Consider the following 24054-nt stretch of genomic DNA (forward strand, 5'->3'; position numbering starts at 1 on the left):
GCGATGCTTTCAGAGCCGGAACGCCCGCACCGCCGTGTTCAACTCACCGCCCAGCTTGAGCAACTGCTCGCCCTGCTCACGCCCTTCGCCAATACGCTGCAGGTTGTCCTCGCCCAGCTCGTGAATCCGCTCGCTGTGATCACGAATCTCGCTCACCGCTCCGGTCTGCTGCGCGGTCACATCGGCAATGCGCACCGCCGTGTCGGAAATGGTGCGGATGGCGCTGACGATCGCCTCCAGCGCACCATCGGCCGACTGTGCCTGGTTGGCCGTGGCCTCGGCGTGCTCCAGCTGGGTGCGCATGCCGTCCACCGAATCGCGGGCGGCTTGCTGCAGGCGGTCGATCAGCGCCTGGATCTCGCCGGTGGCGCCAGTGGTGCGCTGCGCCAGCGAGCGCACTTCGTCGGCCACCACGGCGAAGCCACGGCCCATCTCGCCGGCCCGGGCCGCTTCGATGGCGGCGTTGAGCGCCAGCAGGTTGGTCTGCTCGGCAATCGCGCGGATCACCGTGAGCACGCCACCGATGGTCGCCGACTCTTGCGCCAGTTGCTCGATCATCCGGGCGTTGCCCTGCACCTCGTCGACCAGCGCGCGCAGGCCGGACAGGCTCTGGCCGATCACCGTCTGGCCCTGCTCCACGGCCCGGCCGGCATCGCGGCTGGCCTCGGCGGCGGAGCTGGCATCGCCGGCCACCTGCTGGATGGTCGCCTCCAGCTCGCCCAGGGCGTCGCGGATCTGCGCCGTGTCGCCGGCCTGGCGTTCGGCGCCGTCGTGCAGGGCGCTGCTCATGCCGGCCAGGGCATGGCTGCTGCCGGCCACCTGTTCGGCGTTGTGACGGATGGTACCGACCAGCTCCACCAGGTACTGGCGCAGGCGGTTCAGCGATTCCTGGATATCGTGCAGCTCGCGGTTGGTGCGGCCCAGGGCGATGGCTTGGGCGAAGTCGCCCTCGGCCCAGCGCGACAGCGCCGGCGCCAGGCTGGTGAGGGTTCGTGCCAGGCGACGCTGCAGGGTATCGATGAGCAGGGCGATCAGCAGGATCAGGCCGATCATCAGGCCCTGGATCAGCCGTACCTCGCCAGCGATGGTGGTGTGTAGGCTGCGGACCTCGGGCTCGAGGCCGGCGATGGCCTGCTGCACCGCCTCCAGGCGCTCACTGGTGCTGGCGGCCAGGCTGGCGCGGCGCTCGATCTGCTCGCGGGTACGCTGCAGTTCGGCAGGGTAGCGGCCGAGCAAGCTGTGCAGCTCGCGCTTCAGGCCCACGGCGACGTCTTCCTGCTCGGCGCTGGCTTGCGACTCCAGGCCCATCATCGCGGCGAAGTCATCGGCATTGGATTCGGCGGCGCGGGTCACCCCCAGCAGCGGCAGGCCGTCGATGGCCTGGGCCTGGGCGGCGATCAACTGAAGTTCGCGGTCCACTTCGTCGGCCAGCTCGGCGCGGCCGCTGCTCACCAGCTTGTCGCGGGCCAGGGACAGACGCCCCAGGTGCAGCGAGGCTTCCAGCAGCGGCGTCAGGTAACGATTGGCGTCGGCGCTGCCGCTGTCACGGGCATAGCCGGCCAGTTGCTCGAGGTTTGCCCCGAGTTCCCGTTCGGCTTGCAGCAGCAAGGCCTGGGGATCGCCGGCCAGCTTGCCGGCGGCGAGCAGTTCGTTGGCGGTGAAGCCCTGCAGGCTGTCGAGGCTCGGGCGCAGCTTGGCCGACAGGGGCCCGGGCCAGTCGGCCAGGGCTGCCTGCAATTGCGTGTTGGCCTCCATGGCCGCCGCGTGGCGCAGGGCGTCGCCGCTGCCCAGGTAGGCCTGGATGTTGCGCGCGGCATCGTTCTGGAACTGCTGGGACAGGCCCAGGTAGCGCTCCATCAGTTGATAGGGACGTTCCAGGGCGCGTTGCGACCACCACAGGGTCGCGCCCAGGGCAATACACACGGTCACCAGCAACAGGGTGTTGAAATTGGTCAGCCACTTCAGGCGCATAGCCGCGAACTTCCTGCGGAGGGGGAGTGGAGAAGTCGGGCCTGAAGTTATTGCGATTTTGTGACGAGGTGATGACGACGACGGGTTGGCGCCATAAAAAAGTGGCACAGTGCCGGTATGGTGCCCTGCGATAAGCTAAGGCTCGACCCGCACCACGCAGTTGCGCCCGGCGTGCTTGGCGCGGTACAGCGCCTCGTCCGCGGCGCTGGCCATGGTCAGCGCGTCGAGCTGCTCGTCCAGCTGCACCACCCCGGCGCTGAAGGTGCATTGCAGGTCGTGGGGCTGGGCCGGGTAATGGATCTCGGCAAAGCGTCGACGGATTTCGTCGAGCACCTTGTGCGCCGCTTCCAGTCCGGTATTGGGCATGACGATGGCGAACTCTTCGCCACCGTAGCGACCAATGAAGTCGGTCTTGCGCAGCCGCTGCTTGAGGAACAGCGCCAGGCTCTTGATCACCCGGTCGCCCATGGGGTGGCCGTGGCGGTCGTTGATTTTCTTGAAGTGATCGATGTCGAGCATGGCGAAGCTCAGGGGCTGCACCTCGCGGCGGGCGCGGAAGCTGCAGTCCTCGAGCAGTTGCAGGATGTGGGTGTGGTTGTACAGCCCGGTGAGGCTGTCGCGCACCATCCGTGCCTTGAGGTGGCGGGCGCGGGCGGCGCGGTTGCGCACGGTGGTCACCAGGTGCCGCGAGCGGATCGGCTTGGTCAGGAAGTCGTCGCCGCCCTCGCTCATGGCGTCGAGCTGCTTGTCCAGGTCGTCCTCGGCCGAAAGGTAGATGATCGGCACGCTCACGTAGCGGTCGTTGTGGCGGATCACCTTGGCCAGCTCCGGGCCGGTGCACGCGGGCATGTACATGTCGAGGATGATCAGGTCGGGCTGGAAGTCGGCCAGCTCGCTCATGGTGCGGATCGGCTCGGTGAGGACGCGGGTGATGATCCCGGCGCTGTTGAGCGTTCGCTCGGTGTGCAGGGCCTGGGCCCGGGAGTCGTCGATCACCAGCACGCGGAACGGGTCGTACTGGGTGGCGCTGGTCAGCAGTTCGAGCTTCTCCAGCAGGCTGGAGGCGTCCAGGGTGCCGGTGAGGAACTCCTGGCCGCCAGCGCGTACCGCGGCCAGGCGGGTCGGGGTGTCGGTTTCATGCAGGCTGAAGAACAGCAGCGGCACCGGATGTTCCAGCCCTTGCTGGGCTTGGGCCGCCAGTTGCAGGCCGATGCCGGCGCCGGTGAAGTCGACGTCCATGACGATCGCCGACGGCAGGCGCTCGCTCATCGACGCCTGGAACGCCTCGGCGCTGCACAGCGCCTGCACGCTGAGGCCGAAGAACTCCAGCTGCTGGGCCAGGCGTTCGGCGCGGTCGTGGTCCTGCAGCACGATGTACACCGGTTTGCGCAGCGGCGGCAGAGGCACGTTGTCGAGCTGGTCGCCCTTGCGCAGGCCGGTGCGTGACAGGCGCTGCATGAGGCGGTTGAGTTCGCTGATCAGTTCCGAGTTCAGGCGAGCGCTGTTGGCTTCGATGGCGCGCAGGGTCTGGCCGATGGCCGTGGACAGGCTGCCATGCTCGGGCTGTTCGAAGCGTTCGGCATAGCGCTGCAGGCGCAGGTTGGCCTCGCACAGTTCGCCCAGGTCGCCGCTGGACCACTCGCCACGCTGCAGGCGCTGCCAGATTTCGAGGATCTGCCGGGCCTGGTGGATCACCCGCTGGGCAAAATGCTGCTTGAGGCGTTCGTGGCTCGGCTCGGCTGGCTGGGTCATGTCCTGACTACTTATGAGTGGGAGGGCGCAGGTTCAATGATGGCTCTATGCTAGCACCGCTTTTCCGACAAGCGAGTGCCTCGGGTCAACAAAGTGTTAAGGGACGGTAATTCAGTTGCTGACCTGTTGGTCGCTTATACGAATGGCGGTGTCTGCTTTATAGTGCTGCCACCTGGGTTTGTCGTGGCACCCTGGCCGAGGCCTGTGGTCCAAACCCTGAACCGTTCGTGACTGATTAAGGACAATGCCATGCTGGATTGGAAAAACCGCGAGGCCAAGGCCGAGCCCCGCGAGCGGGTCGAAACCCGCGGCGCCGCTACCCGTAGCTATGTTGGTGGCCTGTGGAGCCGTGCCCTGGGCACCCTGATCGGCCTCTACCTGCTGGTGTGCATCGGCCTGGGCTGGTACTGGAGCCAGGAGCCCGAGCTGTTCCCGGTGCAGCAGAACGCCCAGGCCGCCGCCGAGCGCAACGGCCAGCAGATGGTGATCGGCTACACCACCATCGAAACCCTCAAGACCGTCGCCGGCACCCTGCTCGACAAGCCGGGTGGCTACATCTCCAACGACCGTTTCCCCCCAGGGCTGTGGATGGACAACATGCCGAGCTGGGAATACGGCGTGCTGGTCCAGGTGCGTGACCTGTCCCGCGCCCTGCGCAAGGACTTCGCCCGGTCGCAGTCGCAATCGACCGAGGACGCCGACCTGGCCAAGGCCGAGCCGCGCTTCAACTTCGACAACAAGAGCTGGATCCTGCCGTCGAGCGAGTCGGAGTTCGAAGAGGGCATCAAGTCGCTGAACCGCTATCAGGTGCGCCTGGCCAAGGGCGACCAGGGCGCGATCTTCTACACCCGCGCCGACAACCTGAACAACTGGCTGGGCGACGTCGCCACCCGCCTGGGCTCGCTGTCGCAGCGCTTGTCGGCCAGTGTTGGCCGGGTCAAGCTCAACAACACCCTGAAGACCGAATCCGTGGCCCCGGGCCAGGCGCCACAGGTCGACGAGGAAGTGGTCGAGACCCCATGGCTGCAGATCGACAACGTGTTCTACGAAGCCCGTGGCCAGGCCTGGGCGCTGTCGCACCTGCTGCGCGCCATCGAGGTCGACTTCGCCGACGTGCTGGCGAAGAAGAACGCCACGGTCAGCGTGCGGCAGATCATCCGCGAGCTGGAAGCCTCGCAGGAAGCGCTGTGGAGCCCGATGGTGCTCAACGGCAGTGGTTTCGGCATGTGGGCCAACCACTCGCTGGTGATGGCCAACTACATCTCCCGGGCCAACGCTGCGGTCATCGACCTGCGCCAACTGCTGTCCCAGGGCTGAGATGCCGGTCAATCCTGCCGAGGTCGCGCACCGCGCGGCCTCCGACGCCGAGCTGGTGGCCTGGGTCGATGAGCATGACCAACTGCTCGGCGCCCTGCCACGGGCTGAATTGCGCGAGCGCGGCCTGATCGGGCGCTGCACCTTCATCCTGCTGTTCAACAGCGCAGGCGACTTGTGCGTGCACCGGCGCACCCTGAGCAAGGCGCTGTATCCCGGCTACTGGGATGTGGCGGCGGGGGGAATGGTCGGGGTGCAGGAGTCCTATGCCGAATCCGCGGCCCGGGAGCTGGCCGAGGAATTGGGAGTGAGCGGCGTCGAGCTGCGCTTCCACGAGACGTTCTACTTCGAGCAGCCGGGCAACCGCCTGTGGGGCGCCGTGTTTTCCGCGGTGTGGGATGGGGCGTTGCGCCTGCAGCCCGAGGAGGTCAGCGAGGCGCGGTTCATCAGTGTCGAGCAGGCCCTGGCGGAAAGTGCAACGCTGCCGTATTGCCCGGACTCGCTGGTGGCGTTGCAGCGCTATCAGGCTGCCCCGCAATGAAGTCGCAAAACTTTCGTAAAATGGCGCAATCCTGTACTTAGCAACAGGCGGATTTATCGTTACACTGCGCGCCCTTTTCGGGCTGCCGCACAACCTTGCGGCAGTAAGCGCCGCCCCTGCCAGAGTGGGGCATCGCGGTCGGCTCCCGCCGACCAGTTTTTTGTCCTCGGCACAGAGGAACAAAAGTGGCCAAGAAAGCTTCTTCCTTTTCCGCCCTGGGCGGTCTCGTCTTTTCCACCGATGCCGGTCGGCACTGTCCCGACTGCAGCAAACCGGTGGACGACTGTATCTGCAAGCAGCAGGTCATCCCCGAGGGGGATGGCATTGCCCGCGTGCGCCGTGAAAGCAAAGGCCGTGGCGGCAAGACCGTGACCACCATCACGGGCGTCCCCCTGGCCTTGGAACCGCTCAAGGAGCTCGCCAGCACGCTCAAGCGTCGTTGCGGCACCGGCGGCGCGCTCAAGGACGGGGTCATTGAAATCCAGGGCGATCACGTCGAGCTGTTGCTCGCCGAGCTGATCAAGCAGGGTTTCAAGGCGAAGAAATCCGGCGGCTGAGTGCAGCCGCGCGATTTTTTGCCCAGCGCTTTCTAAACTCGTTCCCGTGGGCAGGGTCTATGCCTGACACGGAAGAATCGTCATTTTCAGTATTTACACTGCCAGCGCCCCGAGGTGGGGCAGTGTTTCGACTTTTCATACAGGGGACTTGAATGTCCGTACGACGCACACGCAAAGACGATGGTAGCCAGTGGACCGTGGCCGACAGCCGCAGTGTTTATGGCATCCGCCATTGGGGCGCAGGTTATTTCGCCATCAATGACGCCGGGCGCGTCGAAGTGCGCCCCAACGGCCCGGACAGCGCGCCGATCGACCTCTTCGAACAGGTCCAGGAACTGCGCCAGAGCGGCCTGTCGCTGCCGCTGCTGGTGCGTTTCCCCGACATCCTGCAGGACCGCGTGCGCCAGCTGACCGGCGCCTTCGACGCCAACATCGCCCGCCTCGAGTACCAGAGCCAGTACACCGCCCTGTACCCGATCAAGGTCAACCAGCAGGAAGCGGTGGTCGAGAACATCATCGCCACCCAGAACGTCTCCATCGGCCTGGAAGCCGGCTCCAAGCCCGAGCTGCTGGCGGTGCTGGCGCTGGCGCCGAAGGGCGGCACCATCGTCTGCAACGGCTACAAGGACCGCGAGTTCATCCGCCTGGCGCTGATGGGCCAGAAGCTTGGCCACAACGTGTTCATCGTGATCGAGAAAGAGTCCGAGGTCGCCCTGGTGATCGAGGAGGCCGCGGAGCTCAAGGTCAAGCCACAGGTCGGCCTGCGCGTGCGCCTGTCGTCGCTGGCGTCGAGCAAGTGGGCCGACACCGGCGGCGAGAAATCCAAGTTCGGCCTGTCTGCCGCCCAGCTGATCTCGGTGGTGCAGCGTTTCCGTGACGCCGGGCTCGACCAGGGCATCCGCCTGCTGCACTTCCACATGGGCTCGCAGATCGCCAACCTGGCCGACTACCAGCACGGCTTCAAGGAAGCCATCCGCTACTACGGCGAATTGCGCGCCCTGGGCCTGCCGGTCGATCACATCGACGTCGGCGGCGGCCTGGGTGTCGACTACGACGGCACCCACTCGCGCAACGCCAGCTCGATCAACTACGACATGGACGACTACGCCGGCGTGGTGGTCGGGATGCTCAAAGAGTTCTGCGACGCGCAGGGCCTGCCGCACCCGCACATCTTCTCCGAGAGCGGCCGCTCGCTCACCGCGCACCACGCCATGCTGGTGATCCAGGTAACCGACGTCGAGAGTCACAACGACGAAGTGCCGACCATCGAAAACAAGGAAAGCCTGCCCGAGACCGTGCAGTGGCTGGCCGACCTGCTCGGCCCGACCGATATCGAGATGGTCACCGAGACCTACTGGCGCGCCACCCACTACATGGGCGACGTGGCCGCGCAGTACGCCGACGGCAAGCTGACCCTGGCCGAGAAGGCCCTGGCCGAGCAGTGCTACTTCGCCGTGTGCCGGCGCCTGCACAACTCGCTCAAGGCTCGTCAGCGCTCGCACCGCCAGGTGCTGGACGAACTCAACGACAAGCTGGCCGACAAGTACATCTGCAACTTCTCGGTGTTCCAGAGCCTGCCCGACACCTGGGCCATCGGCCAGGTGCTGCCGATCATCCCGCTGCACCGCCTGGACGAAGAGCCGCTGCGCCGCGCCGTGCTGCAGGACCTGACCTGTGACTCCGACGGCAAGATCAACCAGTACGTCGACGAGCAGAGCATCGAGACCAGCATGCCGGTGCACGCGGTCAAGGAAGGTGAGGACTACCTGCTCGGCGTGTTCCTGGTCGGCGCCTACCAGGAGATCCTCGGCGACATGCACAACCTGTTCGGTGACACCGACTCGGTGAACATCTACCAGAACGCCGATGGCAGCGTGTACCACGCCGGTATCGAGACCCACGACACCATCGAGGACATGCTGCGCTACGTGCATCTGTCGCCGGAGGAGTTGATGACCCACTACCGCGACAAGGTCGCCAGCGCCAGGATCACCGCCCGCGAGCGTACCCAGTACCTCGACGCGCTGCGCCTGGGGCTGACCCGGTCCTCGTACCTGTCGTCCTGATCGTGCCCGGGTCGCCATGCGGCCCTTTGGCACAGGTGCCGCCACGGGTGATCACCTGTGGCGGCAGCCTTCAGGCGCTGCTGCCCAAGCGCTCGACAAGCAGGGCGGCGTAGCCAGGCAACGCACTGAAATCCCGCGAGCACAGCAACAAGCTGCGTTTCGCCCAGGCCTCCTGCAAGGCGACCCAGCGCAGCGGCAAGCTGTGCTCCCAGCGGCGCACCGAGGTCAACGGGACCACGGCCACCCCCGCGCCACCTCCGACCATCCTGATCACCCCATCGAATCCTTCGGCGCGAACGCGCACCTGCATCCGTTTGCCGAGACGCAGGGCCTGTTCCTCCAGATGCAGCGCCAGGGCGCTGTCGGCACCCAGCCCCACATATCCATGGGCAAGGCTGGCGTTGAAGTCTGCCTGGTCGCTGGCCGCCAGCGGGTGCTCGCGCGGCATCACCAGCACCAGTGGATCGTCGCGAAACGGTAGGGTCTGCAGGGTTGCGCAGGGCGCGGCATTCGAGACGATACCCAGGTCCGCCATGCCCTGGCTGATCGCCTGGACGATATGCAGGCTGGGCAGTTCCTGGATATCCACGCTCACCCCCGGATGCTCGGCCAGGTAGCTCGCCAGCAGCTCCGGCAGGTACTCGGTCAGCGCCGCGGTGTTGCACAGCAGGCGCACCTGGCCTTGCAGGCCGTGGGCGTATTGCCCGAGGTCGAACTGCAGGCGCTCGACCTGCTGCGCGATCAGCCGCGCATGCTGCAGCAGGGCCTGGCCGGCGGGCGTGGGTAGCACGCCGCGGCGGTTGCGTTCGAGCAAAGGAATGCCCAGCGAGGCCTCCATGGCGCGAATGCGCGCACTGGCGGCCGGCAGCGAGAGGTGGCTGCGCCGGGCGCCGGCGGTGATGTTGCCGCTTTCAAGGGTGTGCTGGAACAGCTTGAGGTCGATCAGGTCGAAATGCATCTGCCTCTGTCCTGGCAAGAGTCTGCCTGAGTATATGGCAGATTTTCAGCGCGCTTGCCGCACGGCAGGATGGTGGTCATGAATACCTTCCTGGCTTTTTATCAGAACATCGGCCCGGCGCTGTCATTGCTGGTGATCCTGACCTTCTTCCTGGCCGGCGCGGTCAAGGGTGTCATCGGCCTGGGGTTGCCGACCGTCGCCATGGGATTGCTTGGCCTGGCTATGGCTCCGGCGCAGGCAGCGGCGCTGCTGATCGTGCCATCGACCTTGACCAACCTCTGGCAGCTGGCGGCCGGTGGCCACCTGCTCGCGCTGCTGCGCCGCCTGGGCGGGATGCTGACGATGATCTTCATCGGCACCCTGCTGGGCAGCGTCTGGCTGGGGATCGACAGCGGTCCGTGGGCGGCCCATGGCCTGGGCGCCGCTTTGCTGGTCTATGCCCTCTATGGGGTGGTCGGCCCAGGGCTGCGCGTGGCACCGGCCAGGGAGGCCTGGCTGGGGCCGCTCTGCGGGTTGCTCACGGGCGTGGTGACGGCCGCCACCGGCGTGTTCGTCATGCCCGCGGTGCCCTACCTGCAGGGCCTGGGCCTGAGCCGCGACGAGCTGGTCCAGGCGCTGGGCCTGTCGTTCACCGTCTCGACCCTTGCACTGGCGGTCGGCCTGGCCGGGCAGGACGCCCTGGGTGGCCAGGCCCTGGGGGCTTCACTGCTGGTGTTGGCACCGGCTTTGCTGGGCATGTTCGCCGGCCAGTGGCTGCGCGGACGGATCAGCGCAGCGCTGTTCAAGCGCTGCTTCTTCATCGGCCTTGCGCTGCTGGGCGGGCACCTGCTGGTCAACGGCTAGCGGAAGAGGCGCTGAGCATGTCGATCATCTGGATATCGAAATCGCGCTCCAGGTAATCCATGCGTTTTTCGAAGAAGGCACGCATATGTGGCAGTGCCGAATGCTCGTCCAGCGCGTCCTTGCTGGCCCACACCTCGAAGAACACGAACAGGCTCGGGTCTGCCTTGTCGCGCAGCATGTGGTACTCGATGCAGCCCGGTTCCTGGCGGCTCGGCTCCACGTAAGGACGGAACAGTTGTTCGAAGGCCTCGGCCTGCTCCGGGCGGGTCTTGGCTTTGAGAATGAAAGCGTATTGCTCGGTCATGGGAAAACGCTCTGTAAGGGGAGTGAGCAAATTCTAAATCAACAATATGCTTACCATTCGTGATTTACAGGCAAAAGAATTTTGCCCTGCCCTGGCTGTTTCCCCGCCGCCTGGTTGCCTAACCTGCCGGCAACTTCACTTACAGGGCTGACCCTTCCATGAAAAAGATTCTCCTGCTCAACGGCGGTAAACGCTTCGCCCATTCCGACGGCCGTCTCAACCAGACCCTGCACGATGCCGCACTGGCCCATCTGGACCGCGCCGGTTTCGATGTGCGGGAAACCTTCATCGACGGCGGCTACGACGTCCAGGCCGAGGTGGAGAAGTTCCTCTGGGCGGATGTAGTGATCTACCAGATGCCCGGTTGGTGGATGGGCGCGCCTTGGACCGTGAAGAAGTACATCGACGACGTGTTCACCGCCGGCCACGGCAGCCTGTACGCCAACGATGGCCGTACCCGTTCGGACGCCTCGCAGAAGTACGGCAGCGGCGGCCTGGTGCAGGGCAAGCAATACATGCTGTCGCTGACCTGGAACGCGCCGCAGCAGGCGTTCGATGACCCCAGCGATTTTTTCGAGGGCAAGGGCGTGGACGCGGTGTACTTCCCGTTCCACAAGGCCAACCAGTTCCTCGGCATGAGCGGGTTGCCGACCTTCCTCGCCGTCGATGTGATGAAGCGGCCGGATGTGCCAGCGGCGCTGGCGGCCTATGAGCAGCATCTGGACCAGGTGTTTGGCAAGGCTCAATGACAGCGCGGCTCCAACTGTCTTGTTGTTCCTGCACGGGCCTCTCGCCGGCAAGCCGGCGAAAGGGGCGCGTAGCGGCCCCTTGCGCGGTTGCTGTCCAACCGCTATGAATCACGGCATCCACCTGCCAAGGCCATCCGCGTGAAAACCCGATCCGAAGAACTCCAGGTATTTGTCGCCGTCATCGACAGCGGCTCGATCTCCGCCGCCGCGGAGCAGATCGGCCAGACGCCCTCCGCAGTCAGCCGCACCCTGTCGCGCCTGGAAAGCAAGCTCGGCACCACGCTGGTCAACCGCACCACGCGGCGCATGGACCTGACCGAGGAAGGGCGCTTCTTCCTGCAGCGCGCCCGGGCGATCCTCGAGCAGATGGACGACATGGAAGAGCGCCTCTCGCTGAACCGCCAGACCCCGACCGGGCGCCTGCGCATCAACGCCGCCGCGCCGTTCATGCTGCACGCGATCCTGCCGTGGATCGGCGAGTTCCGTCAGCAGTACCCTGGCATCGAGCTGGAACTGAACACCGACGACCTGATCATCGACCTGCTGGAGCAAAGCACCGACGTGGCCATCCGCATCGGCGAACTGGCCGACTCCAGCCTGCATGCCCGTTCGCTCGGCTGCAGCCCGGTGCAGGTGCTTGCCAGCCCCGACTACCTGGCCCGGCATGGCACGCCGCAGCGGGTCGAGGATCTCGAGGCCCATTGCCTGCTCGGCTTTAGCACCCTCGAGTCGCTCAACCAGTGGCCACTGCGCCATGCCCAGGGCGACCGCTGGGCGATCCGCCCGCAGCTGGTCGCCTCGAGCGGCGAGACCTTGCGTCAGCTGGCCATCGCCGGCGAGGGCATGGTCAGCCTGTCGCACTTCATGACCCACGAGGACATCCGCGCCGGCCGGCTGAACGTGATCCTCGCCGAGCACAACAATGGCTATCGCCAGCCGATCCACGCGGTCTACTACCGCAATACCCAGCTGGCCCTGCGCATCCAGTGCTTTCTCGATTTCATCCAGAAAAAGCTGGCGGTCTATGCCTGCTGAGTTGCCTGAACGCGACAGGGTCTGCCCGTCGGCGGCGTGAAACGACCGGAGTGTTTGCTTAGTGACAGGGCTTCGGCCTTAATGACTGATCAACAAAAACAACACCAAGGAAGTGCGCATGCGTATTGTCATGTTCCAGCCCCTGGCCCTCGGGGCCGCGATCCTGAGCTGCTCCTCCGCCTTTGCCGTGACGCTTGAAGGCGGCGCGGTGGCCGCGCCTGATCAATATGGCGCACAGGTGGCCGCCGACATCCTCAAGAAGGGCGGCAACGCGGTGGACGCCGCCGTCGCCACCGCCTTCACCCTGGCGGTGACCTACCCCGAGGCTGGCAACATCGGCGGCGGTGGCTTCATGACCCTGTTCGTCGACGGCAAACCCTACTTCCTCGACTACCGCGAAGTGGCGCCCAAGGCCGCGACCAAGACCATGTACCTGGACGACAAGGGCGAGGTGATCGAGAACCTCAGCCTGGTCGGCGTGCGCGCTGCCGGTGTGCCGGGCACGGTGATGGGGCTGTGGGAGGCACACCAGAAGTTCGGCAAGCTCAAGTGGAGCGAGCTGCTGACCCCGGCCATCGGCTATGCGCACAACGGTTTCAAGATTGCCCAGAAGCAGTACCAGTACCGTGATGACGCCCAGGGCCTGTTCAAGACCGCGACCAACTTCAACGACTACTTCGGCAGCATGAAAGTCGGCGAGCTGTTCAAGCAGCCGGAGCTGGCGCAGACCCTCGAGCGTATTGCCGACAAGGGCGTCAGCGAGTTCTACCAGGGCAAGACCGCCGACTTGCTGGTGGCGCAGATGCAGGCCGACAAGGGCCTGATCAGCAAGGACGACCTCAAGGACTACAAGGCCGTGTGGCGCGACCCGATCGCCATCAACTGGCGCGGCAACGTGGTCTACACCGCGCCGCCGCCAAGCTCAGGCGGCGTCGCCCTGGCCCAGCTGCTGGGCATCAAGGAAGACCGCGCGGCGGACTTCAAGGGCGTCGAGCACAACTCCGCCAAGTACATCCACCTGCTGGCCGAGATCGAGAAGCGCGTGTTCGCCGACCGCGCCGACTATCTCGGTGATCCGGCCTTCACCAAGGTTCCGGTCGACCAGCTGGTGGCCAAGGATTACCTGGCCAAGCGTGCCGCCCAGGTCAACCCGAACGCGATTTCCGCAACCGACCAGGTCAAGCCGGGGCTGGAACCGCACCAGACCACCCACTTCTCCATCGTCGACAAGCAGGGCAACGCGGTGAGCAACACCTACACCCTCAACCTCGACTACGGCAGCGGCGTGGTGGTCAAGGGCGCGGGCTTCCTGCTCAACGACGAGATGGACGACTTCAGCGCCAAGCCGGGCGCGGCCAACGCCTTTGGCGTGGTCGGCGGCGACGCCAATGCCATCGCGCCGGGCAAGCGCATGCTCTCGTCGATGAGCCCGAGCCTGGTGGCGCGTGATGGCAAGGTGGTGCTGGTGCTGGGCACCCCGGGCGGTTCGCGGATCTTCACCTCGATCTTCCAGGTGATGAACAACCTGTACGACTTCGGCATGCCGCTGGAGAAAGCCGTGGCGGCGCAGCGCGTGCATCACCAGTTGCTGCCCAAGGACACCATCTACTTCGACAGCTATGCGCCGCTCAAGGGGCAGGTGGCTGACGACCTGAAGAAGATGGGCTACGTGCTGGAGGACCAGGGCTGGGAGATGGGCGACATCCAGGCGATCCGGGTGACAGGAGAGAAGCTGGAGACGGCGTCTGATCCGCGCGGGCGCGGGGTGGGGATGATCGTCAAGTAATCCGAGGCGCAAATGAACGCGGGGCAAGCCCGCTCCCACGAATCTGTGGGAGCGGGCTTGCCCCGCGATGCTTTACAGGATCAGACGCGGAACTGGCTGACCAGGGTCTGCAGGTGGCCACCCAGGCGCGCCAGCTCGACGCTGGAAGCGGCGGTCTCGTCGCTGGCCGCGGCGGTCTGCTCCGACACGTCGCGCACGTTGAGGATGCTGCGGCTGATCTCTTCGGCCACGGCGCTCTGCTGCTCGGCGGCGGCGGCGATCTGCTGGTTCATCGACTGGATGTTCGACACCGTGCGGGTGATGCTTTCCAGCGAACCACCGGCCTTGCGCGCCAGCTCGACGCTGCTGTCGGTCAGGTTGCGGCTGCCGTTCATCACTTCGGCAACCTGCTGGGTGCCGTGCTGCAGGCTGGCGATCAGGCCTTCGATTTCCTCGGTGGACTGCTGGGTGCGCTGGGCCAGGCCACGCACCTCGTCGGCGACCACGGCGAAACCACGCCCGGCCTCACCGGCACGGGCGGCCTCGATGGCGGCGTTGAGCGCCAGCAGGTTGGTCTGTTCGGCCACCGACTTGATCACATCCATGACGCTGCCGATCTTCTGGCTTTCCTGCTGCAGCAGGGTCATGGCTTCGGTGGAACGGTGCACTTCGTGGGCCAGGCGCTCGATCTGGCTGATCGCTTCACCCACTACCTTGTCGCCGACACGGGCTTCGTCGTCGGCGTTGGTCGCGGCGTGGGAGGCTTGTTCGGCGTTGCGCGCGACTTCCTGCACGGTGGCGGCCATCTCGTGCATGGCGGTGGCTACCTGGTCGGTCTCGACCTTCTGGCTGTTGGCGCCGGCGCTGGTCTGCTCGGTCACCGCCGACAGTTCTTCGGCGGCGCTGGCGATCTGGGTGACGCCGTCGCGGATGCCGGTGATCAGGTCACGCAGGGTGGTGCCCATGCGTGCGATGCCTTGCTGCAGGGCGCCCAGTTCGTCGCGGCGGGTGACGCGCAGTTGCTGGGTGAGGTCGCCGCTGGCAATGCGGTTGACCACGTCCATGGTCTCGCGCAGCGGACGGGTGATCTGACGGGTGATGATGAACGCGGCGAGCACGCCTACCAGCAGCGCCAGCAGGGTTGCGGTGGTTTGCAGGCTGCGGGCCTGGACGCTTTCGTCGTCACGGCGCTCGATCTGGATCTTGTACAGCTCGTCGCTGCGCTTGACGATATCGGCGCCCTGCACGGTCATTTCGGCACGGGCTACGCCAATGGCGGCAGTGGCGTCGCGGAACTGACGCACGGCATCACGGTAGGCCAGAACGGCGCTTTCGAACTGCTGGATGCGCGAGGCTTCGGCCGGCAGCTGGCGCTTGAGGCTGTCGATTTCGCTGAGGGCGTTTTCCAGCTGGCGCAGGGCGGCCTGCTCGGCTTCGCTGGTCAGGTCGGCGATGTAGCTGCGCACGTCCAGGCGGACCTGCACCAGCTGCTGCTTGGCCTTGCTGATCAGCAGGTATTGGGCCAGGCGGCTGGCATCGCTTTCGCTGCTGGACAGCACGGCGCCGCTGATCGCTTCGATGGCGTCGTTGGCGCGGGCTGCGGCCTGGTTCATCGAGTCGCGGGCGGTGAGGGTGGTCTTGTAGCCCTGGCGCATCTTCTCCAGCGAAACCCGGTACTCGCTGATGCTCTGGCCCTGCTCGCGCAGCAGCTTGAGGTTCTCGGGGCTCTTGAAGGTGTTGACCAGGTGCTGCTGCTGGCTGCCGAAGGCGTCGAGCTTGGCCTGGACGTTGGCTGCCGAGGCGTCGTCGCCGTTGGTCAGCATCCACTGCAGGCGGGCCACGCGCAGGTTGGTCAGGTCACTGTTGAGCTGGGTGATGTCGCTCATCCAGTTGCTGCGGTCGATAAGGCTGCCCAGGCTGTTCCAGCCGGTCAGGGCCAGCAGGCCGGTCAGGACCAGGACCAGGCCGAAGCCCAGGCCGAGTTTGAGGTTGACGCTGATATTGGCGAACCAACTGTTCATGCACGCTCTCCCAGAGAATGATTTCGCTCACTTGATCTCAAAAGTTGGGCGTTGTTGTTGTCAGATAGCCCGCAGATTTGTGTAGGACTTATCGGCAACGCTGGGAGAAGCTGAAACGCTTTTTCAGCAATTTTGTAACTTGTTGAATACGTTTACGTTTTTGATGTTGTCAATTGCGGGTCAGCGGACTCGCAGCAGGAGCCGGCTGACCGCCGATCGCTATTTCAGAGGCTACGCGCGCTGAAGGTATCGCACTGGTTCAGGTCGCCGCTGGAGAACCCGGCCTTGAACCAGCGCATGCGCTGCTGGGAGGTGCCATGGGTGAACGAGTCGGGCACCACGCGGCCCTGACCCTGCTGTTGCAAACGGTCGTCGCCAATGGCGTTGGCGGCGTTCAACGCCTCCTCGACGTCACCCGGCTCCAGCCAGTTCAGACGCTTCTGCGCCTGGTAGGCCCAGACCCCGGCCAGGCAGTCGGCCTGCAGCTCCTGGCGCACCAGCAAGCCATTGTCGCCCTCCATGCGCTGGCCACTGCGGCGCGCCGCATCGACTTTGGCCGAGACGCCCAGCAGGGTCTGCACATGGTGGCCGATCTCGTGGGCGATCACATAGGCCTGGGCGAAGTCGCCGGCGGCCTTGAAGCGGGTTTCCATTTCGCGGAAGAAGGTCATGTCCAGGTACACGCGCTGGTCGCCGGGGCAATAGAACGGCCCGACCGCCGAGGAGGCGAAGCCGCACGCAGAGTTGACCTGGCCGCTGAACAGCACCAGCTTGGGGTCGCGGTACTGTTTGCCGGCCTGGGCGAACAGTGCCTTCCAGGTGTCCTCCGTGTCGCCGAGGATCGAGGCGACGAATTCGGCCTGCTCGTCGTTGGCCGGCGGTGCCTTGCCGTCGACGTTGGCAGGGGCGGTCTGTTGCTGCTCCATCTGCCCAGCCAGTTGGCCGAGGATCTGCAGTGGGTCCTGCCCGGTAAGCCAGCCGATGCCGACGATCAGCAGGATGGCGCCGAGCCCCAGGCCCTTGCCGCCGCCGAAGCGCATGCCGCCGCCACCCCCTTCGCCGCGGGCATCGACCACGTTGTCGCTGCGTCGGCCTTTTCGCCATTCCATGTAGAGCTCTCCGGTTGCTGAAACATGAAGTCCAAGATTAGTTCAGTGCAGACCGAGGTGTATCCCCGACCGCTGACGCATAACCAAATGGTTATGCCTGGGACCGCTGAATTCAATATTCATCCCGTCGCACCTGCCGGAAACTGCAAGTCCGCCTGCCACGCCCAGGCGTTCGATAATTCCAAGAGAGGAAACCGGCATGCCCGCCCAGGACACCAGCCGCTTCGTGATCCGTGATCGCAACTGGCACCCCAAGGCCTTCACCCCCGACTACAAGACCTCGGTGGCGCGCTCCCCGCGCCAGGCGCTGGTCAGCATCCCGCAGTCGATCAGCGAAAGCACCGGCCCGGACTTTTCCCACCTGCGCTTCGGCGAGCACGACCATGACCTGCTGCTCAACTTCAACCAGGGCGGCCTGCCCATCGGCGAGCGCATCATCGTTGCCGGACGGGTGGTCGACCAGTATGGCAAGCCGGTGCCCAACACCCTGGTGGAAATGTGGCAGGCCAATGCCGGTGGCCGTTACCGGCACAAGAACGACCGCTACCTGGCACCGCTGGACCCGAACTTCGGCGGTGTCGGCCGCTGCCTGACCGACCGCGACGGCTACTACAGCTTCCGCACCATCAAGCCCGGCCCGTACCCCTGGCGCAACGGCCCCAACGACTGGCGTCCGGCGCATATCCACTTCTCCATCAGCGGCCCGTCGATCGCCACCAAGCTGATCACCCAGTTGTACTTCGAGGGCGACCCGCTGATCCCGTTGTGCCCGATCGTCAAGTCGATCGCCAACCCGGATGCCGTCGAGCGGCTGATCGCCAGGCTCGACATGAGCCACGCCAACCCCATGGATTGCCTGGCCTACCGCTTCGACATCGTCCTGCGCGGCCAGCGCCAGACCCACTTCGAAAACCGCTGAGGAGCCCCGTCATGCCTATCGAACTGCTGCCGGAAACCCCTTCGCAGACCGCCGGCCCCTATGTGCATATCGGCCTTGCCCTGGAAGCGGCCGGCAACCCGACCCGTGACCATGAAATCTGCAACCGCCTGGCCCGGCCCGATGCACCGGGCGAGCACATATTGCTGATCGGCCAGGTGTACGACGGCAATGGCCACCTGGTGCGCGACTCGTTCCTGGAGGTGTGGCAGGCGGACGCCGAGGGCCGCTATCAGGACGAGTACCACCTCGAGAACGCCTTCAACAGCTTTGGCCGCACCGCGACCACCTTCGATGCCGGCGAGTGGACCCTGCACACGGTCAAGCCGGGGGTGGTGAACAACGCCGCGGGCGTGCCGATGGCGCCGCACATCAACCTCAGCCTGTTTGCCCGGGGCATCAATATCCACCTGCATACCCGGCTGTATTTCGATGACGAAGCCGAGGCGAACGCCAGGTGCCCGGTGCTGAACCTGATCGAACAGCCGCAGCGGCGCGAGACCTTGATTGCCAGGCGCTGCGAAGTGGACGGCAAGACGGCGTACCGCTTCGACATTCGTATCCAGGGCGACGGGGAGACAGTGTTCTTCGACTTCTGACGCCCCCGGTCGGCAAGCCCGGCAACACTGGCAGGGCTTGCCGCTTGTACTAATGAGTTACGACTAATCCTTTTGTGGCGCATCCCTGCGCGCGTCGTCAAGCCACTGAAATTCTTCTTGTTTTCCGGCCCTCATTGCCCCTGCCACAGGTACTAACACCAAGTTGTGAGCTACCCGATTCGGCGCCATGCGCTTTCACTGCTGTTGTGAGCAAAACACTTAGCAGCGGGAGTCCTTCCATGAACACTCAAGCGTGGATCAAGGCGGCAACGGCGCTGACGATGGCCGTGAGTCTGGGCCTTGCCGGTTGCAGCAGCGGCGGCGGCGGGCATCACAGCGAGGTCGATGGTTCGTCGTCCGACGGCGGCGCGGGTGCCGGAGCCGGTGGCGGCGGGGGCGATGGCACGGGCGGCAGTGGTGGAGGCGGTAGCGGTGGCACCACGTCCCCGGGTGATGGCAGCGCCGGTACCGGTGGCGGCGGCGGCGGTGGAGGCACTGGCGGCGGCAGCACGCCTGGTGGCGGTGACGGCGGCACGGGCGGTGGTAGCACACCCACCGCGCTGGTCACCGGCCAGGTGGTCGATCAATTGGGCAATACTGTGTCCGGGGTCGGTGACGGCGTGAGCAATCTCGGCCAGGTGATCGGTGCGCTGCCCATTGCCGGCAATACCTCGTTGAGCGGTGGCGTGGGCACGCTGGTGTCCTCCGCCGGCAACGCCGTGAACAGCGTCGGCGGTGGCCTGAGCGAGGGCCTGGGGCAATTGGGTACCGGCAACAATGCCGTGGGCACCACGGTCGGCGTGGTCGGTGCGGCCACCGCCGACCTGGGCGGCGGCGTCTCCGGCCTTGGCCAGGGCGTGGCCGGGCTGGCCAGCAACGGGCCGGTCGAGCAGGTGCCGGTGGTCAACCAACTGGTTGCCGGGGCCGGTCAAGGCGTCGACCGGGTCGGCCAGGCGGTGACCATGCTCGGCGACACCCTGTCGCCGGTCGGCACCAGCGGCCCGCTCGCCGGGGCGACCCAAGGCGTGAGCGATGCCTTGGTGCCGGTGGTCTCGCTGGTGGAAAACACGGCGGCCAATGCCACGCGGCAGACCGGGCTCGCCGGGCCGCTGAACCAGGCGCTGAACCAGACCGGTGGTGCCTTGAACCAGGCCGGCCAGCAACTGGCGGGGGCCGGCAACGGCAACCCCTTGAGCAACACGCTCGGCCAGGCGGTGGCCAATACCGGCACCACGGTCAGCACGGCGAGCGGGCTGGCCCCTGCCACCGGAGGCCCACGCAGCGGCCTGCTGGAAACCGTCGGCGGCGTGGTGGCCGGTGCCGGCAATGGGCTGACGGCGAGCACCACCAGCCCGACCGTGAGTGGTATTGGCGGCACTTCGGTGCAGACGGGCAATACCGTCGCCAGCCTGGGCACTGTGCTCGGTGGCAACGGCGTGGCCAACAGCGTTGCCGGGGCGCCGGTCGCGGCGTTGACCCAGCAGGTGGGCAGCGGCCTCAACCCGGTGGTCACTGGTGTCTCCAGCGTGACACAGCAAGTTGGCGCCAGCACCGGCGTCGGCGCCCCCGTGGCGGGGCTGTTGAACCAGGTCGGTGGCGCGGTGGGCTCTGCCGGCACGCAGCTGGCCGGTACCACAGGCAACCCGGTTGTCAGCCAGGTTGGCGCGACGGTGACCGCGGTCGGTACAACGCTCGGCCAGCCGGGCACCTTGGTCAACGGCGGCGCGCCCGCCGGTGGTCTTGGTGGTGCGCTCAATGGTGTGTCAGGGGCTCTGGCAGGCGGGCAGCGCTGACGCCACGGGCTACGCTCAAGGTGAGTGAGACCGACCGGCGCGCCGTTCGCCGGTCGGTCACCCCGCAACTCGTGGATCATGGAGTGTCCGAATGCGCCGATTGCTGCTGACGATGCTGGGCCTGTCCGCAGCCTGCCTGGCCCGGGGCGAACCCCTGCCGAGCTTCCTCAACAGCAACGAGACCGAACGCCGCCTGCCCACGCCCAACCTGCCGGTGGATGCCTACCGGCCCGACCAGCCCGGCTTGCGCGTGCCCAGCGTGGACACCACGCGGCAACCACCGTTGCTGATGAACACCCGGGTGGCGGTGCGCAAGGTGCGTTTCGAAGGCGGCACCGTCTACCCCCTGAGCGACCTGCGCGAGCATTACCAGCCGGTGATCGGGCGCGAGGTCACGCTCGCCGAGCTGATCGAGATCACCCGCCGCCTGACCCAACGCTACCAGCAGGACGGTTACCTGCTGTCATACGCCTACCTGCCGCCCCAGGACTTCGCCGATGGCCGGGTGCGGGTGGTGCTGGTGGAAGGCTACATCCACGACTATCACATCGAGGGCGACATTGGCGCGGCGCGGGCCTACCTGGTGCAACTGCTGGACCGGCTCAAGGCCGAGCGTCCGCTGACCCGCGAAAGCTTCGAGCGCTATACCAGCCTGGCCGGGCGCATCCCCGGGGTGACGTTCCAGGCCCAGGTGCCGCCGCCGGCGACCACCGACGGCGCGACCCGCCTGCTCGCCCAGGTTTCGCGCAAGCCGGTCACCACCACCTTGAGCCTCAACGACGGCAGCCGCGACGACCTGCAGGCACTGCTGGGTGCCAGCAGCAACGCGCAGACCCGCTTTGCCGAACAGTTGAGCGCCAGCGTGCTGGTACCGCCTGGCGAGGACAAGGAGCATTACTACCGCCTCGACTACAGCCAGTTCCTCGATGCCGAAGGCTCGAAGCTGTTGTTGTCGGCTTCGCGCTACCGCAGCGACCCTAAGGCGCGTATTCGTCTGGACAACGGCATCGACCTGACCCAGCACCGCGAGAACGAACGCTACTCGGTGGGCATCAGCCAATCGCTGATCGCCTCGCCCAGTGAATGGCTAGAGGTGGTCGGGCGCTTCTACGTGGTCAACGACCGCATCGATTACCAGGTGGTGGGTTTCCCCCTGCGCCTGGACAGCGAGACCGATATCCGCGCTCTGTCCTTCGAAGGCGACTGGCGCAAGGCTGATGCGCGCCGCCTGCGTATCCTCAGTGCCGGGGTCTATCAGGGGCTCGACCGCCTTGGCGCCAACACCAATGCCGACTACGACCTGGACTTCCTGCGCCTGCGGGTCTCGGGCGTGCAGAGCGACAACTTCAGCGACAACTGGCAGGGCGTGGCATCGGCGGCGGCCTACTGGAGCAACGACAGCCTGCCCGACAGCGAGCGGGCGGTGTTCGGCGGGCAGAACTTCGGGCGCGGCTACCCCAGCGACCAGGGCTCCGGAGACAAGGGCTGGGGGTTGGCCTACGAGCTCAACTACAGCTTCCGGCGCGACGCTGGCTGGCTCAAGGTCGTGCAGCCGTACGTGGCGCTCGACACCGCGCGGGCCTGGTTCAACGCGCTGGACGTGCGCGACTCGAAGATGTCGTCGGCGGCGCTGGGGCTGCGCTTTGGCGATATGCGCTACTACAACATTGCGCTGGAGGTGGCCAAGCCGATGTCGGACATGGCGCTGGACAGCTTCAACCGGCGGCCACGGCTGAACCTGAGTTTCAGTTATCAATTGTAAGGGGGCCGTGCCCCTCATCGCCGGCAAGCCGGCGATGCGCCGCGTCAGCGGCGCCTTCTGTAAGGGCGTTGTACGGTGCCGACTCCGGCGTTATTTCACCGCCTGCATCAACGGTTTGGGAAACAGGTTCTCCAGCGTCTCGAGCAAGCGGGCGTGATAGATCGGCTTGCGAAACAGGTCGAGTACCTGCAGCCGCAACAGGTCGCTGACGTCGTCCATGTCGGCATGCCCGGACATGACGATTACCGGCAAGTGCTGGCGGGCGGTGTGGTCACGTAGGCGCTGGACCAGGCCCAGGCCGCTCTCCTCGGGCATGCGCAGGTCGGTGATCACCAGGGCCACATCGGGATGGCGGGTCAGCTGTTGCAAGGCAGACCTGACCGAAGTGGCGGTGTGACAACAGAAACCTTCGTTTTCCAGCAGCTCGGCCAGCTCCAGCAAGGCCTCCTCCTCGTCGTCCACCAGCAGGATCTGTTGACGCAAGGAAGAGGTCGGCATGCTTGGCTCCGGGCGGTTGGACTACACGTCTCGCTGGCGCGGTGCGGTCACTGGGTGATCGCGGTCTGGATCTTGGTCATGATCTCCGACACTTCGCCCGAAATGGGGGTGACGAAGCCAGCCAGCACCACCGCGACCATGGCCGCGATCACCGCGTATTCGATACCGGAGGCGCCATCCTTGCGCAGGAGGAAGGTCTTCACGTGGAGGAGGATCTGTTGCAGCAGCATGGCACGTCTCCTTGCGCTCGATGGGCGCCGGTCGGAGGGGCTTGATAAGTGATACCCCTTTGCCATCAGAGCATCGCCAAGCCGTGGCGGCCTGCAAATGTAAAAAAGCATTAATCCAAAAGTATTGGTTGGAATTGGCGGCGCTAAGTTTTTGTTTTGTCGGTGCGTCAATTTCGTGGCTCGAAAAAACCAGCACAGGTAATGGCGAAAGATTGCGCCTCAGCTACCGTCCAATAGCGAAATAGTTACTTTTTGCCATCATTGGTCCCGGGCGTAAGGGAGAGCGCAGATGAGCAGTCGCCTGACCATGATCCTCGCCGGCCTGTTCCTGCTCGCGGCCCTGCTCGCGGGGTACTGGGGCCTTCGTCTTAGCCGTCCGCCCGAGCCTGCGCCGGCCCCTCTCACCCCACCCAGCGAGGCCGCCATCCCGGCCGCTGCCGTACCCGCCGCGCCCCCGGAACCCCCACGCTCGCCCATCGTGGTCCTGCGCAGGGCGGTCGCGGCCAACACGCCCTTGAGCGAAGAGGATGTGCTCCTCGAGCGCCTGCAGGTGGTGCCGGCTGGTGCTTTCCAGCAACTTGACCAAGTGCTCGGGCGCAGCAGCACCCGCCCCCTTGCTGCGGGCAGTTGGCTGGACGAGTCGAGCTTCCAGGCCGGCGGCCCCCTGGCGCGGATGATTCGCGCCCACGAACGGGCGGTCGCTGTGGCCATCGACGATGTGATCGGTGCCGCCGGGCAACTGCGCCCAGGCGATTATGTCGACGTGCTGCTGTTCCTGCGTGAAGAAAACAACAACCCGCAATCTTCAGCCCAGGTAGTGCTGCCGGCCTTGCGTGTGCTGAGTGTCGACCAGCAGACGGGCCTGGCCAACGATGGGCGCCCGGCCCAGACCGCCGAAGAGCTCAAGGCCCGGCGAGACCAGCAGACCATCGGTGGCAATCCGGCGCGCACCGTGGGGCTGGCGGTGCCCGAGGCCCTGGCCAGCCGGCTGATGCTGGCGGCCCAGGCCGGCACCCTGCGCCTGGCAGTGCGCAGTGCCGACGAACCGCTGCTGGCGGGGTACTGGTCCGGCCAGGACGCCAGTGCGCAGGTGGAAACGGCCAACCGCAACCTCTATCGCTTCAGCCAGCTGTCCCAGGTGCCCCTGGCCAGCCAGGCGGCGGCCGCGGCGGCTGGCGCGCCGACCATGCAGATTATCCGCGGCGCGCAGAACGGCGACAACAACAAGACTCCCTGAACCGGCAAGGATG

Annotated in this window: 21 protein-coding genes and 1 pseudogene; 13 read left to right on the plus strand and 9 right to left on the minus strand. The window is 65.9% G+C overall.

Annotated elements, in window-relative coordinates:
* Positions 1–9: 9 nt before the first annotated feature.
* Positions 10–1971 carry a methyl-accepting chemotaxis protein gene (locus BMY03_RS24455; protein WP_094012482.1) on the minus strand — a complete coding sequence of 654 codons (1962 nt, stop codon included), beginning with the start codon at positions 1969–1971 and terminating at the stop codon, positions 10–12.
* Positions 1972–2106: 135 nt separating this feature from the next.
* Positions 2107–3723 (minus strand): diguanylate cyclase, encoded by a 1617-nt coding sequence (locus BMY03_RS24460; protein WP_094012483.1) that lies wholly within the window; start codon positions 3721–3723, stop codon positions 2107–2109.
* Positions 3724–3972: 249 nt separating this feature from the next.
* Between BMY03_RS24460 and BMY03_RS24465 the strand changes: the two genes are divergently transcribed.
* The 4 genes from BMY03_RS24465 to speA all read left to right on the plus strand — a co-directional run bounded on the left by BMY03_RS24465 (position 3973) and on the right by speA (position 8201).
* Entirely contained in the window at positions 3973–5040 is a 1068-nt protein-coding gene (locus BMY03_RS24465) for a DUF2333 family protein (protein ID WP_094012484.1), read from the plus strand.
* 1 nt (position 5041) lies between these two features.
* Positions 5042–5578, plus strand: coding sequence for an NUDIX hydrolase (locus tag BMY03_RS24470; protein ID WP_094012485.1), 537 nt, complete (start codon positions 5042–5044; stop codon positions 5576–5578).
* A gap of 185 nt (positions 5579–5763) precedes the next feature.
* Complete coding sequence (locus BMY03_RS24475; RefSeq protein ID WP_023631654.1) at positions 5764–6135, plus strand: translation initiation factor Sui1; 372 nt, start codon at positions 5764–5766, stop codon at positions 6133–6135.
* A 152-nt stretch (positions 6136–6287) separates the two neighbouring features.
* Positions 6288–8201, plus strand: coding sequence for an arginine decarboxylase (gene speA, locus BMY03_RS24480; RefSeq protein WP_023631655.1), 1914 nt, complete (start codon positions 6288–6290; stop codon positions 8199–8201).
* A gap of 70 nt (positions 8202–8271) precedes the next feature.
* Here speA and BMY03_RS24485 read toward each other — a convergent pair whose 3' ends face one another.
* The gene (locus tag BMY03_RS24485; RefSeq protein WP_094012486.1) at positions 8272–9159 is read right to left on the minus strand and encodes a LysR substrate-binding domain-containing protein; all 888 of its coding nucleotides are present in this window, start codon (positions 9157–9159) and stop codon (positions 8272–8274) included.
* A 78-nt stretch (positions 9160–9237) separates the two neighbouring features.
* On the opposite strand from BMY03_RS24485, the gene BMY03_RS24490 reads away from it, so the two are divergent.
* The gene (locus BMY03_RS24490) at positions 9238–10002 is read left to right on the plus strand and encodes a sulfite exporter TauE/SafE family protein (RefSeq protein ID WP_038706844.1); all 765 of its coding nucleotides are present in this window, start codon (positions 9238–9240) and stop codon (positions 10000–10002) included.
* On the opposite strand, the gene BMY03_RS24495 is transcribed toward BMY03_RS24490, so the two are convergent.
* Positions 9992–10306 carry a putative quinol monooxygenase gene (locus BMY03_RS24495; protein ID WP_023631587.1) on the minus strand — a complete coding sequence of 105 codons (315 nt, stop codon included), beginning with the start codon at positions 10304–10306 and terminating at the stop codon, positions 9992–9994. The two genes, BMY03_RS24490 and BMY03_RS24495, sit on opposite strands and share 11 nt — an antisense overlap.
* Before the next feature lie 158 nt (positions 10307–10464).
* Between BMY03_RS24495 and mdaB the strand changes: the two genes are divergently transcribed.
* From mdaB to ggt, 3 genes are all read left to right on the plus strand, one after another.
* Complete coding sequence (mdaB, locus tag BMY03_RS24500) at positions 10465–11055, plus strand: NADPH:quinone oxidoreductase MdaB (RefSeq protein ID WP_023631586.1); 591 nt, start codon at positions 10465–10467, stop codon at positions 11053–11055.
* A gap of 138 nt (positions 11056–11193) precedes the next feature.
* Positions 11194–12090, plus strand: a complete 897-nt coding sequence (locus BMY03_RS24505) for a LysR family transcriptional regulator (RefSeq protein ID WP_094012512.1) — start codon at positions 11194–11196, stop codon at positions 12088–12090.
* 118 nt (positions 12091–12208) lie between these two features.
* Positions 12209–13876, plus strand: a complete 1668-nt coding sequence (gene ggt / locus BMY03_RS24510; protein WP_094012487.1) for a gamma-glutamyltransferase — start codon at positions 12209–12211, stop codon at positions 13874–13876.
* An 80-nt stretch (positions 13877–13956) separates the two neighbouring features.
* Here ggt and BMY03_RS27085 read toward each other — a convergent pair whose 3' ends face one another.
* From BMY03_RS27085 to ypfJ, 3 genes and pseudogenes are all read right to left on the minus strand, one after another.
* A complete protein-coding gene (locus BMY03_RS27085) occupies positions 13957–14820 on the minus strand; it encodes a methyl-accepting chemotaxis protein (RefSeq protein WP_371041621.1) in 864 nt (287 codons plus the stop codon).
* Positions 14821–14859: 39 nt separating this feature from the next.
* Positions 14860–15741: pseudogene (locus tag BMY03_RS27090) on the minus strand (methyl-accepting chemotaxis protein); the annotation flags it as partial.
* Between the two features lie 359 nt (positions 15742–16100).
* Positions 16101–16985, minus strand: coding sequence for a KPN_02809 family neutral zinc metallopeptidase (gene ypfJ, locus BMY03_RS24520; protein WP_038706842.1), 885 nt, complete (start codon positions 16983–16985; stop codon positions 16101–16103).
* A gap of 199 nt (positions 16986–17184) precedes the next feature.
* Between ypfJ and pcaH the strand changes: the two genes are divergently transcribed.
* From pcaH to BMY03_RS24540, 4 genes are all read left to right on the plus strand, one after another.
* Positions 17185–17904, plus strand: a complete 720-nt coding sequence (gene pcaH, locus BMY03_RS24525) for a protocatechuate 3,4-dioxygenase subunit beta (RefSeq protein WP_094012489.1) — start codon at positions 17185–17187, stop codon at positions 17902–17904.
* An 11-nt stretch (positions 17905–17915) separates the two neighbouring features.
* Positions 17916–18521, plus strand: coding sequence for a protocatechuate 3,4-dioxygenase subunit alpha (gene pcaG, locus BMY03_RS24530; RefSeq protein ID WP_094012490.1), 606 nt, complete (start codon positions 17916–17918; stop codon positions 18519–18521).
* Positions 18522–18760: 239 nt separating this feature from the next.
* Entirely contained in the window at positions 18761–20314 is a 1554-nt protein-coding gene (locus BMY03_RS24535) for a collagen-like triple helix repeat-containing protein (protein ID WP_094012491.1), read from the plus strand.
* A gap of 91 nt (positions 20315–20405) precedes the next feature.
* Positions 20406–22076, plus strand: a complete 1671-nt coding sequence (locus BMY03_RS24540) for a ShlB/FhaC/HecB family hemolysin secretion/activation protein (RefSeq protein WP_094012492.1) — start codon at positions 20406–20408, stop codon at positions 22074–22076.
* A 90-nt stretch (positions 22077–22166) separates the two neighbouring features.
* Here the strand turns inward: BMY03_RS24540 and BMY03_RS24545 are convergent, their stop codons facing one another.
* Positions 22167–22574, minus strand: coding sequence for a response regulator (locus BMY03_RS24545; protein ID WP_023632522.1), 408 nt, complete (start codon positions 22572–22574; stop codon positions 22167–22169).
* A gap of 47 nt (positions 22575–22621) precedes the next feature.
* Entirely contained in the window at positions 22622–22804 is a 183-nt protein-coding gene (locus tag BMY03_RS24550) for a Flp family type IVb pilin (RefSeq protein ID WP_023632521.1), read from the minus strand.
* Positions 22805–23093: 289 nt separating this feature from the next.
* On the opposite strand from BMY03_RS24550, the gene cpaB reads away from it, so the two are divergent.
* Positions 23094–24041: a Flp pilus assembly protein CpaB gene (gene cpaB, locus BMY03_RS24555; RefSeq protein ID WP_094012493.1), complete on the plus strand. Its 948-nt coding sequence runs from the start codon at positions 23094–23096 to the stop codon at positions 24039–24041.
* Positions 24042–24054: the final 13 nt, after the last annotated feature.

It is taken from the genome of Pseudomonas soli, from assembly GCF_900110655.1.
In the GTDB taxonomy this organism is placed as follows: domain Bacteria; phylum Pseudomonadota; class Gammaproteobacteria; order Pseudomonadales; family Pseudomonadaceae; genus Aquipseudomonas; species Aquipseudomonas soli.

Coding starts and splice junctions, on each gene's coding strand:
- BMY03_RS24490 (WP_038706844.1), top strand. CDS start 9,238: ATGAATACCTTCCTGGCTTTTTATCAGAACATCGGCCCGGCGCTGTCA.
- BMY03_RS24455 (WP_094012482.1), bottom strand. CDS start 1,971: ATGCGCCTGAAGTGGCTGACCAATTTCAACACCCTGTTGCTGGTGACC.
- BMY03_RS24470 (WP_094012485.1), top strand. CDS start 5,042: ATGCCGGTCAATCCTGCCGAGGTCGCGCACCGCGCGGCCTCCGACGCC.
- speA (WP_023631655.1), top strand. CDS start 6,288: ATGTCCGTACGACGCACACGCAAAGACGATGGTAGCCAGTGGACCGTG.
- pcaH (WP_094012489.1), top strand. CDS start 17,185: ATGCCCGCCCAGGACACCAGCCGCTTCGTGATCCGTGATCGCAACTGG.
- BMY03_RS24460 (WP_094012483.1), bottom strand. CDS start 3,723: ATGACCCAGCCAGCCGAGCCGAGCCACGAACGCCTCAAGCAGCATTTT.
- pcaG (WP_094012490.1), top strand. CDS start 17,916: ATGCCTATCGAACTGCTGCCGGAAACCCCTTCGCAGACCGCCGGCCCC.
- BMY03_RS24465 (WP_094012484.1), top strand. CDS start 3,973: ATGCTGGATTGGAAAAACCGCGAGGCCAAGGCCGAGCCCCGCGAGCGG.
- mdaB (WP_023631586.1), top strand. CDS start 10,465: ATGAAAAAGATTCTCCTGCTCAACGGCGGTAAACGCTTCGCCCATTCC.
- BMY03_RS24540 (WP_094012492.1), top strand. CDS start 20,406: ATGCGCCGATTGCTGCTGACGATGCTGGGCCTGTCCGCAGCCTGCCTG.
- BMY03_RS24535 (WP_094012491.1), top strand. CDS start 18,761: ATGAACACTCAAGCGTGGATCAAGGCGGCAACGGCGCTGACGATGGCC.
- BMY03_RS24550 (WP_023632521.1), bottom strand. CDS start 22,804: ATGCTGCTGCAACAGATCCTCCTCCACGTGAAGACCTTCCTCCTGCGC.
- ypfJ (WP_038706842.1), bottom strand. CDS start 16,985: ATGGAATGGCGAAAAGGCCGACGCAGCGACAACGTGGTCGATGCCCGC.
- BMY03_RS24495 (WP_023631587.1), bottom strand. CDS start 10,306: ATGACCGAGCAATACGCTTTCATTCTCAAAGCCAAGACCCGCCCGGAG.
- BMY03_RS24485 (WP_094012486.1), bottom strand. CDS start 9,159: ATGCATTTCGACCTGATCGACCTCAAGCTGTTCCAGCACACCCTTGAA.
- ggt (WP_094012487.1), top strand. CDS start 12,209: ATGCGTATTGTCATGTTCCAGCCCCTGGCCCTCGGGGCCGCGATCCTG.
- BMY03_RS24545 (WP_023632522.1), bottom strand. CDS start 22,574: ATGCCGACCTCTTCCTTGCGTCAACAGATCCTGCTGGTGGACGACGAG.
- BMY03_RS27085 (WP_371041621.1), bottom strand. CDS start 14,820: ATGGGCACCACCCTGCGTGACCTGATCACCGGCATCCGCGACGGCGTC.
- cpaB (WP_094012493.1), top strand. CDS start 23,094: ATGAGCAGTCGCCTGACCATGATCCTCGCCGGCCTGTTCCTGCTCGCG.